Annotated in this window: 8 protein-coding genes; all 8 read right to left on the reverse strand. The window is 70.3% G+C overall.

The window, feature by feature from the left end:
• Positions 1–8: 8 nt before the first annotated feature.
• A complete protein-coding gene (locus tag ACH4E7_RS21130; protein WP_396250544.1) occupies positions 9–1289 on the reverse strand; it encodes an FAD-dependent oxidoreductase in 1281 nt (426 codons plus the stop codon).
• 44 nt (positions 1290–1333) lie between these two features.
• On the reverse strand, positions 1334–2554 hold the full coding sequence (locus ACH4E7_RS21135; protein WP_396250545.1) for a cytochrome P450: 1221 nt from the start codon (positions 2552–2554) through the stop codon (positions 1334–1336).
• Positions 2547–4016 (reverse strand): tryptophan halogenase family protein, encoded by a 1470-nt coding sequence (locus tag ACH4E7_RS21140; RefSeq protein WP_396250546.1) that lies wholly within the window; start codon positions 4014–4016, stop codon positions 2547–2549. The genes ACH4E7_RS21135 and ACH4E7_RS21140 overlap by 8 nt, the downstream gene beginning before the upstream one ends.
• 73 nt (positions 4017–4089) lie before the next feature.
• Positions 4090–5286, reverse strand: a complete 1197-nt coding sequence (locus tag ACH4E7_RS21145; RefSeq protein WP_396250547.1) for a cytochrome P450 — start codon at positions 5284–5286, stop codon at positions 4090–4092.
• Complete coding sequence (locus ACH4E7_RS21150; RefSeq protein WP_396250548.1) at positions 5276–6430, reverse strand: cytochrome P450; 1155 nt, start codon at positions 6428–6430, stop codon at positions 5276–5278. Before ACH4E7_RS21150 ends, ACH4E7_RS21145 begins: the two co-directional genes overlap by 11 nt.
• Positions 6431–6453: 23 nt before the next feature.
• Positions 6454–7629: a cytochrome P450 gene (locus ACH4E7_RS21155; protein WP_396250549.1), complete on the reverse strand. Its 1176-nt coding sequence runs from the start codon at positions 7627–7629 to the stop codon at positions 6454–6456.
• Between the two features lie 111 nt (positions 7630–7740).
• Complete coding sequence (locus ACH4E7_RS21160; RefSeq protein WP_396250550.1) at positions 7741–7950, reverse strand: MbtH family protein; 210 nt, start codon at positions 7948–7950, stop codon at positions 7741–7743.
• Positions 7951–7967: 17 nt separating this feature from the next.
• Entirely contained in the window at positions 7968–13532 is a 5565-nt protein-coding gene (locus ACH4E7_RS21165) for an amino acid adenylation domain-containing protein (protein ID WP_396250551.1), read from the reverse strand.
• Positions 13533–13551 lie beyond the last annotated feature (19 nt).

The raw sequence follows: 13551 nt of genomic DNA on the forward strand, positions 1-13551 counted from the left end.
TCTGCTCCTCACGATCGAATCCACTTCATTCCGTCGGGCGAGACCGCCAGCCCGCCCGGGACCATCGGTCCCCCGGGCGCGACCGCCCCCTCGCCCCGTGCCACGAGCACCTCGTCGCCGGACGACACTCCGGCGGCCAGATCCACGAACGACTCCGGGTCCGGGTGCTCGTCGCCGGTCATCGCGTGGAACGCCGCGATGAACTCGGAGAACGCCCTGAACTCGCGGCGGTACCGCCCCTCGAACTCCGTCAGGGCGGTCTCCTCGTCCAGATCGCCCGCGAGGACGGTGTTGATCGAACGGGCGGCCAGCAGGGCGCTGTAGGTCGCGAGATGAACGCCGCTGGAGAACAGCGGGTCGACGGAACACGCGGCGTCTCCCACCAGGGCCATCCCCGGACGCCGGAACGTCGTCCGGTGGTAGGCGTAGTCCTCGCGGATCCGCAGCTTCCCGTACTTGCCGGCCGTCACCCGCATCCCTTCCGAGAGCAGGTCCGAGATGGTCGGGCATTCGGCGATCAGGGCCTTGAACGCCTCCTCCCGGTCGTCCGGGAGCTTCTCGGCGAACTCCCCGCGCACCACCGCACCCACGCTGGTGAGCCCGCCGAACAGCGGGACGTACCAGAACCAGCCCTTGTCGAAGGTCACGCTCAGGGCGTCACCCGAACGCGGTTCCGGCAGCCGCTTGCAGCCGTTCCCGAAGTAGCCGGACAGCGCCAGACCGCGGGAGGACTCCGCATGGTCGCGGGTGCCGCCGACGCTGGAGAACAGCGGGCTCCCCTGGCCTGACGCGTCGACCACGAAACGTGCAGCGACCTCGTGCTCGCCGCCGTCGGGGTCGAGGTACCGCAGGCCGGTGACCCGGTCGCCCTCCTCGACCACGGCGGTGACCGAGCACCCTTCACGAACCACCACGCCCTTGCGCTTGGCGTTGTTCAGCAGGATCTCGTCGAACCGCGCCCGATCCGCCTGGTAGGCGAAGGACGTCGAGCCGGTCAGTCGCGATGACTCCTCGAAGGAGAAGGCCCACGGTTCCGGCCGAGTGCCCCACTGGAACGTCGCACCCCGCTTCACCGGGAAGTCCGTCTCCGCCAGTTCATCGGTGACGCCGAGCATCCGGCACACCCCGTGAACGGTGGACGGGAGCAACGACTCACCGACCTGGTACCGCGGAAAGACCTCTTTCTCCACCAGGAGCACCCGGTGGCCCTGCATGGCCACCAAGGTGGCCGCGGTCGAACCCGCCGGCCCACCCCCCGCCACCACCACGTCGAACGCTTCCGCCGACATCTCCCACCGTCCCTCGATTGATCGCTAATCCGTCGTGGCGTCCGCTACCAGGTGACCGGCAACCGGTCCGGGCTGTCGATGAACGCGTTGCGGAACTTCACTTCCTCCGCGGGCACGGCCAGGCTCAGTCCGGGGAACCGTCGCCACAGGGCCTGGTAGGCGATGCGGAGCACCGCCCTCGCCACCGCGGCGCCCACGCAGTGATGGATGCCGTGCCCGAATCCGACATGCGGGAGCGGTTCGCGGTTCGCGTCGAGGAGATGGGGATCCGGCGTCAACCCCTCGTCCCGGTTGGCCATGAGAATCGAGCAGAGGACGTACTCCCCCGCCTTGATCAGCTGCCCGTCGACGACGACATCCTTGACGGCCATGCGCGGAGTCGGCTGCTGCACGGCCGAGAGGAAGCGCAGCAGTTCGTTCACCACGCGGTCGGCCTCCTCGCGGGAGGCGAAGAGCAGCTGCCTCTGGTCGGGATGGTCGAGCAGCGCGAGGACCCCGAAGCCGATCATCCCGGCGACGGTCTCGACGCCGCCGAGGATCAGCGCCGTGCAGACGCCCCTCAACTCCTCGTCGCTGACCTGCTCGCCGTGCTCACGCACCAGCATGCCGAGGAACCCCTCGTCGGGCTCCTTCCGCTGCCGGGTGATGAGAGCGTTCAGGTAGCGGTTGAACGCCGCGCTGTCCGCCGCCCGGGCCTTGTACCCGCGGCTGAGGTCGACGTTCTGCCTGACGCGGCGGATGAACTCGCTTCGATCGTCGCGCGGAACCCCGAGCAACTCGCACAGGGTCTCGCCGCCGACCGGGTCGGCGAACAGCACCTGGAGATCCGCGGGCGGTCCCGCGGCCTCCATCGCATCGAGGTGCTCCTCGATGATGCCCTCGATCGCGGGCTCGAGCCTGCGGATCCGTCGGACCGTGAACTCGGGCGTCAGTATCCGCCGCAGCCGCGTGTGTTCGGGCGGATCGTAGATCGAGAGCTGTCCGGCCAGCTCCGGCGGGACCGGCACCCCTTCGCCGCTGAGCGGTTCCGCCTCGGTCAGCCGGAGCCGCGTCGTGAAGTTCTCGTGATCACCGAGGATCTCGCGCACCACGTCGTAGCCCATGGCCTGCCAGACGTAGTCCGCGCTCATCTGGTCGGACGCGTTCCCCGCGATCCGGATCAGCGGGCCGTGCGCCCTGAGGGCGAACATGTCCTCGTGCGGATCGTAGAGCGTCCTCCTCATGTAGTTCGCCGTCGGTCGCACGATCGGTACGGCCTCATCCACGGTAGGGCATCCACTTCATCCCGTCGGGCGAGGCCACCAGCCCGCCCGGGAACACTGGTTCCTCGGGCGGCGCGGCGTCCTCACCGAGCACCGCCCTCATCTGCACCTGGCCGCCCTCCTGCATCACCTGCCTGACCACGTGCGACGTGAACATCGGCACCATGTCCCCGTCACCGCCGGCGGCCATGTCGTCGACGGCCGCGGCGAACTCGGCGCTGTGCTTGGCGATCCGGGACGCGAGCGCCGCCTCGCCGGACGACACCCCGCCGACCAGGTCCACGAACGATTCCAACTCCGAGTGCTTGTTGTTCGTGACCTTCTTGGCGTGCCAGAAGTACGACTCCTCGTTCACGTTCATCTCGTAGAACGCCACGAGGAACTCGTAGAACACCCCGTACTCGCGGCGGTACCGGGCCTCGAACTCGTTCAAGGCGGTCTTCTCGTCCAGGTCGCCCGCGAGAATGCTGTTGATCGAACGGGCGGCGAGCAGGGCGCTGTAGGTTGCCAGATGAACGCCGGAGGAGAATACCGGGTCGACGAAACACGCGGCGTCGCCCACGAGGATCATTCCCGGGCGCCAGAACGTCGTCTGGAGGTAGGAGTAGTCCTTGCGCACCCTCAGTTCCCCGTAGTTCCCGGCCGTCACCCGCGTCGCGTCCGACAGGTATTCCGAGATCAGCGGACATTCAGCGATCAGGGCGCTGTAGGCCGCTTCCCGGTCCCCCTGGACCTTCTCGGCCATCTCCCTGCGGACCACCGCGCCCACGCTGGTGAGCGTATCGCTCAGCGGAATGTACCAGAACCAGCCGCTGTCGAAGGCGACACTCAGGATGTTTCCCGAATAGGGCTCCGGGAGTCGCTTGCCGTTCTCGAAGTAGCCGAAAAGCGCCAGGCTCCGGAAGAACTCCGAATAGTCGCGAGTGCCGCCGACGCTGGAGAACAGCCGGCTCTTGTTGCCCGACGCGTCGATCACGAAGCGTGCGGCGACCTCGTGCTCGCCGCCGTCAGGGTCGGTGTACCGCAGGCCGGTGACCCGGTCGCCCTCCTCCACGACTGCGGTGACCGAGCAGCCCTCACGGACCGTCACGCCCTTGCGCTTGGCGTTGTTCAGCAGGATCTCGTCGAACCGCGCCCGCTCCACCTGATAGGCGAACGAGGTCGGCCCGGTCATTTGCGGGGACACGGCGAAGGAGAACGTCCACGGTTCCGGCCTGGCCCCCCACCGGAAAGTACCGCCGCGCTTCACCGGGAAATTCGCCGCCGCGAGTTCCTCGGTGACACCGAGCATCCGGCACACCCCGTGGACGGTGGACGGAAGCAACGACTCACCGATCTGATACCGCGGGAATACCTCTTTCTCCAGCAGCAATACTCGGTGGCCCTGCATGGCTACCAGGGAAGCCACGGTCGAGCCCGCCGGGCCGCCCCCCGCCACCACCATGTCGAACGTTTCCACCGACATCTCCCACCGTCCCTCAATTGAGTTCTTTGCGATTGTCCAGTGCGATGGATCGCCGCTCAAGCCGTCCAACCGGTCACCACGCGACCATCAGACTGCTGAGTCCATATGCGGGGGTGCTCAGCCGGAACGCGGTCGCCCCGGCGGGATCCGCCAGCCGCAGCCCGGGAAAGCGTCGCCACAGCGCGGTATAGGCGATGCGCAGTTCGAGGCGGGCGAGCGCGGCTCCCAGGCAATGGTGCACGCCGTGCCCGAACGCGACATGGGGGACGGGTTCCCGGGTGACGTCGAGGCGATCCGCGTCCGGCAGCAGGGCGGGGTCGCGGTTGGCCGTCGGGAGGGAACAGAGGACCGTCTCCCCCGCCTTGATCACCTGGTCGCCGACGGCGGTGTCCTCGATGGCGGTTCGGGGCGTCGGAGCATAGGGGACCGTCAGGTACCGGATCAGCTCGTCGACCGCCCGGTCCGCCGACTGCACGTCACCCCGCAGCGCCGCGATCTGCTCGGGGTTCCGCAGCAGCGCCAGCACGCCCAGGCCGATCATCCCGGAGATGTTGTCGTCTCCGGCCAGCATCATCTGCACGCAGACACCCCTCAGCTCCTCATCGGTCACCGAGTCACCGTGTTCGGCGGCGACCGTACCGATGAGCCCGTCGCCGGGATCCCTCCGTTCCCTGGCGACCATGGTCACGAGGTAGCGGGAGAACGCCTCGCCGGCGGCCGCGCGCCTCCGATCGCTGAGCGAAGCGTCGAGATGCCGGTGGCAGAGCTGGAGGAACCTGGCGCGGTCGTCCCGCGGTACCCCGAGCAGCTCGCACAGCACGGGGCCGGGTACCTCGTCGGCGAACATCTCGATCAGGTCCGCGGGGGACCCCTCCCGTTCCATCGCGTCGAGGCGTTCCGTCACGATCTGTTCGATGTACGGGACCATCCGCCGGATCTGGCGCTGGGTGAACCCCGGGGCCAGCAGACGCCGGAGCCGGGTGTGCTCCGGCGGGTCGTAATCCATCAGGTTGCCGACCAGCTCACGCGGCCGGAAGACGCCCTTCCCGCCGATCTCGTCATTCCGGTCGAAACGGCGGCGCGTACTGAACCGGGTGTGATCGCCGAGGACTTGCCGGACGACTGCGTGCCCGGCGGCCAGCCAGGTGGTCGTCGCCTCCGCTCCGGATCCGATCGTGATCCTCGTGAGCGTTCCGGCGGCGCGCAGATCGTCGGCCGGGTCGAAGCCCTGCCGACGTGTGTGTATCGGAGGCCTGTTGTCACCACTCAAGAGGAAGCTCCTCCACAGCAAAGGGCTCGGGCCGGCCCGGCTTGAACCGCAGGTCCTCCTCGGGAACGGCGAGCCGCAGCGACGGGAACCGGCGGAACACCTCCGGCAGAGCCACCCGCAGCTGGAGCCTGGCCAGCGGTGCCCCGAGACAATGGTGGATTCCGTATCCGAACGCCAGGTGCTTCGGGTTCTCACGGGTGATGTCGAAGCGGTCGCCCCGGGGACGGTTGACCGCCAGCATGGAGCAGGTCACGACGTCTCCGGCCCGGATGTCGCGTCCGGCGACGCGCACGTCCGCGAGAGCGACCCGAGGGGCCGGGGCCTCGACGATCGAAGCATGCCGCAGCAGCTCCTCGGTCGCACCGTCCACGAGTTCGGGACGTTCGCGAAGCAGCGCCACCTGGTCGGGATGGGTCACCAACAGGAGCACCGCGACCGCCAGTTGGGCAGCCATCTGCTCGGCCGCCATGATCAGGTTCCCCTCGGCGAGCCCCGCCAGTTCCTCGTCGCCGACCTCCGCCCCGTGCTCGCGCACGATGACACCGATCAGCCCCTCGCCGGGATCGCGGCGCTCGCGGGCCACGAGCTTCTCGGTGTAGTTGACGACGCCCATTCCCGAAGAGGTCCGCTGCCGGGGGAGCCTGCTCTCCCTGCTCTCCCGGATCATCCGCGACAGCTCGGCCTGGTCGTCGCGGGGGACATCGAGGAACTCACAGGCGATGAGCGCCGGGATGGGCCAGGCCGCGTACCTGACGAAGTCGACCGGCGACCCCATGTTCTCCAGATCGTCCAGGCATTCCTCGACGATCTCCTCGACACGCGGCCGCAGCCGTTCCATCCGCCGGACCGAGTAGGCCGGGGCCACGGTCCTGCGCAACCGGGTGTGGTCCGGCGGGTCGTATGCCTGTAGGAGTCCCGGCAGTTGGGCCCGGTCGGCCTCGTCGTCGACCGGCCGCATGGAGCTGAACCGCGCGGGATCGGCGAGGATCTCCCGGACCTCGTCATACCCGGTGACCAGCCATTGCTTACGGCCGTCCATCCCGGGCTGGGTGTCGTATTCGTGCAGCGGCCCCTCGTCCAGCAGGCCATGGAACTCCGGCACGGGATCGAGCCGGTGCCGCTGGTGCGGCAGGGGAAGTGCCATCGGTCCTCCCTAGGTCTCCGGTGCTACCAGTCGAGCAGCAGGGCTTCCACGTCGAACGGCGGCGGCCCCAAGGTGATCTCGCGGTGCGGTTCGGCCAGCCGCAAGGTGGGGAAGCGCTGCGCCAGCGCCGGAATCGCGGCCCGGAACATCAGCTCGGCCAGAGCTCTGCCGAGGCAGTGATGAATGCCGTACCCGAACGCCAGGTGTTCCGGCCGCGCACGGGTGATGTCGAACTCGTCGTCCGAACCTGGGTAGTTATGGCGGTTGGCGGCCAGCAGGGAGCACGTGACGGTATCGCCGGCCTTGACGAGGCGGTCCCCGATCCGCACGTCCTGCGTCGCGACGCGAGGATGAGTCTTCTCGTCGGTCGTGAGGTACCGCATCACCTCGTCCAGCCAATCCGGTACGGTGTCGGGCTTCTCCCGTAGCACGGCGAACTGCTCGGGCGCTTCGACCATCAGCCACGCGCCCGCCGCGAGCAGACGGGCCACCTGGTCGGCGCCCGCGCCCATGACGAACGCGGCCACCCCCGTCAGCTCGGCGTCCGTGATGGCGTCACCGTGTTCACGCACCACGACGCCGAACATGTCATCGCCGGGATCGCGACGGGAGTTGGCGACATGCTGCTTCATGTAGGTCATGAACTTGTTCCCCGCTGCGGTGCGCCGCTTGCCCGACCGGTCAGCCCGGCTGGCGAGCAGGACCCGTGCCAGATCCGCCTGGTCGTCCCGGGGAATGCCGAGGAAGTCGCAGGTCGCCGGCGTCGCCACGGCCCATCCGAAATGCGGGACGAAGTCCACCGGGCCGCCGAGTGCCTCGATGGTGTCCAGGCTGTCCTGGACGATCTGCTCGACCTGCGGCCGGAACGCCTGCATCCGGCGGACGGTGAACGCGGGAGTCACCATCCGCCGGAGCCGCGTGTGCTCCGGCGGGTCGTACTGGGTGAGGAAGCCGGGCCAGGTGAAGCCGGCCGCGGTCCCGCCGTAGAGCAGGCGCGCGCTGAACTTGTCCGAGCCGAGGACCTGCCGGACCTCCTTGATCCCGGTGGCGAGCCACGCGGTCCGCCCCTCGGCGGAGTCCTCGGTTCCCAAGGCGGTCAGGTCGCCCTCGCCCATCAGGGAGTGGAGCTCGGGCACCGGATCGAACCGGTTCCTCCGGTGCAACTGCGATGCCCGGACGACGTTGATCTCCTCGAACATGCCGCGGGTCCTTTCGTCTCATCCGGCCGGTGTGCACGGAATGGAGGTCTCGGGGCAGTCGGACGAGCGTCGAGCTCGTCCAACTGCCCACATTGAGCGGCTGGACATCGCTCAGCCGTCGATTTCCGCTACCAGGCTCTTCGGCCGGAGGTCGGTCCAGTTCTCCTCGACATAGGCGAGGCAGTCCTGCCGGGCGGCCTCGCCGTGGACGGGGGCCCAGCCGTCCGGCACCTCGGCGAAGGCGGGCCAGAGGGAGTGCTGGCCCTCGTCGTTGACGAGCACGAAGAAGGAGCCGTCTTCGTTGTCGAAGGGGTTGGTCATGGTGGTGTCCTTTCCCGCTACGGCCGCGGCCGGAGCTTCTCGGCGACGATGGCCCCGATCTGGGCCAGCGACGCGGGCTGCATCATCTCGTTGTGGTCGGCGGGGATCTCGTGGGGCTCCACGGTCCCGCTGGTCAGGGGCTGCCAACTGGCGATCGCCCAGTCGACGGGCATGTGCGGGGGGCGGTCCCGCGTAGCGATGAACAGCAGGATGTCGCCGGCGAAGCTCGGGGCGTCGTGCCTCGGTCCGACCTCGGCGAGGTTGCGCATCACCTCTTCCAAGCGTGCCCGAGCCCCGTCTCCCCTGACCAGTACGGCGGCGAGCTCCATCTGCTGTTCCTTCAGCTTGTCGACGGCCTCCTGGACTCGCCCGTCGCCGCGCGCCTTCTTCCCCATGTAGGTGGGGTAGGCGTCGAGCAGCGCGAGCATGCCGACCTCCTCGCCCTCGGCCTCGAGCAGCGCGGCCATCATCTGCGCGATCCGCCCGCCGAGGGACCAGCCGAGGAGGTGGTACGGCCCGGTCGGCTGCACGGTGCGGATCTGCGCGACGTAGTCGGCCGCCATCTCCTCGACGCCGCCGGGCAGGGGTTCGGTGCGGGCCAGGCCGCGCGCCTGGATTCCGTAGACCGGCTGGTTCGCCGGGAGCTCCCGCAGCAGCGGTCCGTAGTTCCAGCTCAGGCCGCCGCTCGCGTGAACGCAGAACAGCGGCGGACGGTCGCCGTCGGGGCGCAGCGGCAGCAGAACCTCGAAGTCGCCCGTGGCGGTCTTCGCCGTGACGCTGGATCGCCGCCGCTCGCCCAGGAGGGTCAGGGTTCCGGCAGCGGACCAGCGGGCGAGCGAGCCGGTGCGCAGCATGCGCCGCCCCTCGGTCCCGAACGGGCAGGCCAGGCTCTGGTCGGCCGGGACCGCGTCGGCCGCGGGGCCGGTGACGTAGAGATCGCCGACGGCTCCGGGCGCGACGGGGAGCAGCTGATCGTCGAGCACGAGCGCGCCGAGCGGGCCCTCCTGGGCCAGGTCGGCGACTGCCGGGGGCGCGGATCCGGTCCACACGGCCGGGGCCTCGGCCGGACGCTCGCGTTCGGCGTCGTCCAGCAGGACGTCCAGGTCGCTGACGCGCCGATGGGGGTCCTCCGCCACCTGTTCCAGGACGCGGACCAGCCGTCGTGCCAGCGATTCGGCCGTGGCCCTGTCGAACAGGTCGGTGGCGTAGCGGAGGTCGCCGTCGATGCCGGCGCCGTGGTCGTCCTCGTCGCGGTGCTCGGTGAGCTTGAACGCGAGGTCCAGCTCGATGGCCTCGGGCCGGCCGGGTTCGACACTGGTGCGCAGGGCTGGCAGTTCCGTCGCGGCCCACGCGCCGGCGTCCTCCTCGGCCACCTCCAGGCCGACCTGGAACACCGGGTGGCGGGAGAGCGAAGCGGGCAGGTCCAGCAGATCGACGATCCGCTCGAAGGGGACGTCCAGGTGCTGGCGGGCGTCCCGGACGGTCTCCTGCACCCGGGTGAGGACCTCCAGGAAGGTCGGGTCGCCCGCGACGCCGGTGCGCAGGGGGAACGGCCGGGCGAACGGCCCGATCATCGGCTCGAGGTCGATGAGGTCCTCGTCCCGCGGCAGCGTCGTGCCGATCACGAGCTCGTCGCCCGCGCCGAACCGGGTCAGCAGCATGGCGAGCGCGGCATGCACCAACTGGTGGGCGTCCGCGCCGGCCGAGTCCACGGCTGCCAGCAGCCGGGCGTGCGCGGCGCCGTCCAGCCGCAGCGCGATCGTGCCGGCCTGCCGCGACGGGATGGCCGGGCGCGGACGGTCGAAGGGGAGGACCGTGTCCCCGTCGATGCCGGCGAGGTGGTCGCGCCAGAAGGACATCTGGTCGTTGATCAGGCTGTCCTGCTCGCGCTCGCCCTCGAGCAGCCGCTGCTCCCAGATCGCGTAGTCGGCGAACTGCAGGGTCAGTGGCGCGCGCTCCGGGACCCGGCCCGCGCGCCGCGCGCCGTACGCGGCCGCCAGGTCGCGGAAGTACACGTCCAGCGAGTCGTCGTCGGCGGCGATCCGGTGCACCGTCAGCGCCAGCACGTGCTCGCGCTCCGCGACCGCGAAGAGGTCGCAGCGCCACGGCAGGTCACGGGTGAGGTCGAAGGGCCGCTCGGCCCGTTCGGCGAGCAGCCCGGGCAGGTCCTCCTCGGCGGCCGGAATCGGCGTCAGCTGAACCGCCGCGGAGTCATGGAGGTGCTGGTGGACGGTCGTGGCTCGGCCGGGGAAGGTCGTCCGGAGGACCTCGTGCCGGGACGCGACGTCACCAAGCGCCGCCTCCAGCGCGGGCACGTCCAGACGGCCGCGCACGCGCAACGCGACCGAGGCGTGCAGGCCCGCGGTCGTCTCTCCGGGACGGGCCAGCAGCCAGGTGCGGAGCTGCCGGGCGGTGAGGGGCACCTGCTCCGGCCGGGTGGCTGCCTCCAGCGCGGGGCGTGACTTCGCTGCCAGCGCCCGGGCGATGCCTGCGGGCGTGGGCGAGGAGAACAGCTGCCGAATGGGCAGGTCGGCGCCGATCTCCTCGCGGATCCGCGCGATGAGCCGCATGGCCAGCGCCGAGCTGCCGCCCAGGTCGTGGAAGGCGTCGTCGACGCCCACCCGCTCGACACCGAGGATTTCGGCGAACAGCGCGCACAGCACCTTCTCGGTCTCGCTCTCGGGGGCCTTCGCCGAGGCGCGTTCCGAGAAGTCGGGGGCGGGCAGGGCCCCGCGATCCACCTTGCCGTTCGGAGTGACGGGCAGGCCCGGACGGAGGACGATCGCCACGGGGACCATGTAGGAGGGCAGGACGAGGCTCATCCGCCGCCGCATCTCCTCCACGTCGGCCTCGTTCCCGTCGGTGACGGCGTAGCCGACCAGCCGCCGCTCGCCGGGCTCGTCCTCGCGCGCCACGGCGACCGCCTCGGTCACGCCCGGCTGGGCCGCCAGCACGGCCTCCACCTCGGCCAGCTCCACCCGGAAACCCCGGATCTTCACCTGGTCATCGGCCCGCCCGACGAACACCGCCTCTCCGTCGCGGTTCCAGCGCGCCAGGTCGCCGGTACGGTACATGCGCTCACCGGCACGGAACGGGCACGCGACGAACCGCTCGGTCGTCAGGTCCGGCCTGCCGAGGTACCCGCGGGCCAGACCGGTGCCGGCGATGTACAGCTCGCCGGTGATCCCCGGCGCGACCGGCCGCAGGAAGGCGTCGAGGATGTAGATCTCGCGGTTCGCCATGGGACGGCCGATCGGCAGCTCCCCCCCGAGCACGTCACCGGGCTCGATCGGCTTCCACGTCGCGCACAGGGTGGTCTCGGTCGGCCCGTAGGTGTTCCGCACCCGCAGACCGGGCTGGGCCCGCCGCAGGTTCTCCACCGCGTAGGCGGGAACGACGTCCCCGCCGGTGCCGACCTCGATCAAGCCCGTGAAGCACTCCGGTGATGCCTCCGCCAGGGCGCGGAAGGTTCCGGCGGTGAGGTGGATGGAGGTCGCGCCCCGTTGGACGGCCCGGCGCACACCGCCGGCGTCCACCACTCCCGGCTCGGCGAGCAGGATCCGGCCGCCCGTGGCGAGCGGCACCCACATCTCGTAGAGCGAGGCGTCGAAGACATGCGTCGCGTGCATCAGCACGGCGTCCTCGGGACCGATCCGCCAGCCCGCGTCGCCCGCCAGACCGGCCACTCCCCCATGGGTGACGGCCACACCCTTCGGGACGCCGGTGGATCCGGAGGTGTACATCACGTACGCCAGGTCGTCGGCGCCGACCCGGATCTCCGGAGCGGTGGCGGCCTGGGCGTCGACGGCCGCGCGGGTCTCCGGCGCGTCGAGGACGATGGCGTTCTCCGGCGCGACCGCGCTGGTGGCGATCGTGCACACGACGGTCGAGACCCGGGGGTCGGCGAGTACGAGCGCGATCCGCTCGGCCGGGTTCCCCGCGTCGACCGGGACGAACGCGGCGCCTGCCTTCCAGATCGCCAGGAACGTGATCAGCAGGTCGGCGGACCTGTCCATAGCCACCCCGACCAGAGCACCGCGCCGGACGCCGCGATCGGTGAGGTATCCGGCCAGCCGGTTCGACGCCTGGTCGAGCTCGGCGTAGGTCAGGTTCGTACCGCTCGCATCGGTGATCGCCACCGCCTGGGGTGCGGTGTCGACCCGCCGCCCGAACAGCTCGACCATGGACTCCCCGGGCACCGGGCCCGCGGTCGCGTTCCAGCCGTTCACCACCACGGCGCGCTCGGCGACGCTCAGCAGGGTCAGCCGGCCGACCAGGAGGCCGGGCTCGGCGACCAGCCGTTCCACCACCCGGACGAACGCGCCCAGGACGGATTCGGCGACCTCCCGGTCGAACAGACCCCGGTCGTAGTTGAGAATGACCGGCATCCGCTCGCCCGGCCCGGTGACCAGGGTGAACGGGTAGTGCGAGGAGTCGCGTCCCTTCCGCACGGGGCGCATGCTCAGGCCGTCGTCCTCCGACCGGTCGAGTCCGGTACGGGGGAAGTTCTCGTAGATGACGAGCGTGTCGAAGATCGCTCCGGGTCCGGCGGCGGCCTGCGCCTCCTGCAGGCCGAGGTGCTGGTGGGGCATGAGCGCCGACTGGTTCCGCTGCAGCTCGGCGAGCGATTCGACGAACCGCCGCCCGCCATCGAGCCGGACGCGCACCGGCAGGGTGCCGAGCAGCATGCCGACCATCGTCTCCACGCCGGCCAGCTCGGCCGGCCGTCCCGAGACGGTCGCGCCGAACACCACGTCGGTGCGGCCTGCCAGCTGTGACAGCACGACGGCCCACACGCCCTGGACAACGGTGTTCAGCGTGAGCCCGTGGCCGCGGGCCAGCTGCGCCAGCTCGTTCGTCAGCTCCGGGGAGAGCTCGGCCATCACCGTGTCGATGTCCGGCACTCGGCTCGGATCGGCCGGGACGACCGTGGTGGGGGTGTCCAGACCGGCGAGCTCCTTCCGCCAGGCGGCCCGGGCCGCCTCCTTGTCCTGGCGGCCCAGCCAGGAGAGATAGTCGCGGTAGGAGGTCGTGGCCGGCAGCCCGGACGGGTCCCCGCCCGCCGCGTAGATCGCGGAGAGCTCGCGGTGAATGATCGGCATCGACCAGCCGTCGGCCAGTACGTGATGAAGGGTGTGCACGAGCCGGTGGCTCTCCGGGCCGACCCGGATCAGGTGCAGCTTCGTCAACGGGGCCGTCTCCAGCCGGAAGCGCTCGGCCAGCTCTTCCTCCGCCAGCCGCCCCACTTCAGCGTCGGCCTGGTCGTCCGGGAGTCCGGACAGGTCCGTCTCACGCCACGGGATCTTGACGTCCCGTAGGACGACCTGCACCATCTGCGCGCCGCTGACGTACCGGAAGCAGACCCGCAGCGCGGCATGCCGGTCCAGGAGCGCCTGCCAGGACGCCTTCAGACGCTCGGAGTCCAGCGGGCCCTCGATGCCGTAGACGGACTGCACGGTGTAGGTGTCCGGACCGTCCTTGTCGAGAGCGGTGTGGTAGAGCATTCCCTCCTGCAGCGGCGACAGGGGCCAGACGTCTTCCACACCGGAGCGCGGCTTTGCACGAGTGTCGTCAACGGTCATGATCTGCTCCTTGTCGAAG

The sequence above is a fragment of the Kitasatospora sp. NPDC018058 genome (assembly GCF_044327205.1).
Taxonomy (GTDB): domain Bacteria; phylum Actinomycetota; class Actinomycetes; order Streptomycetales; family Streptomycetaceae; genus Kitasatospora.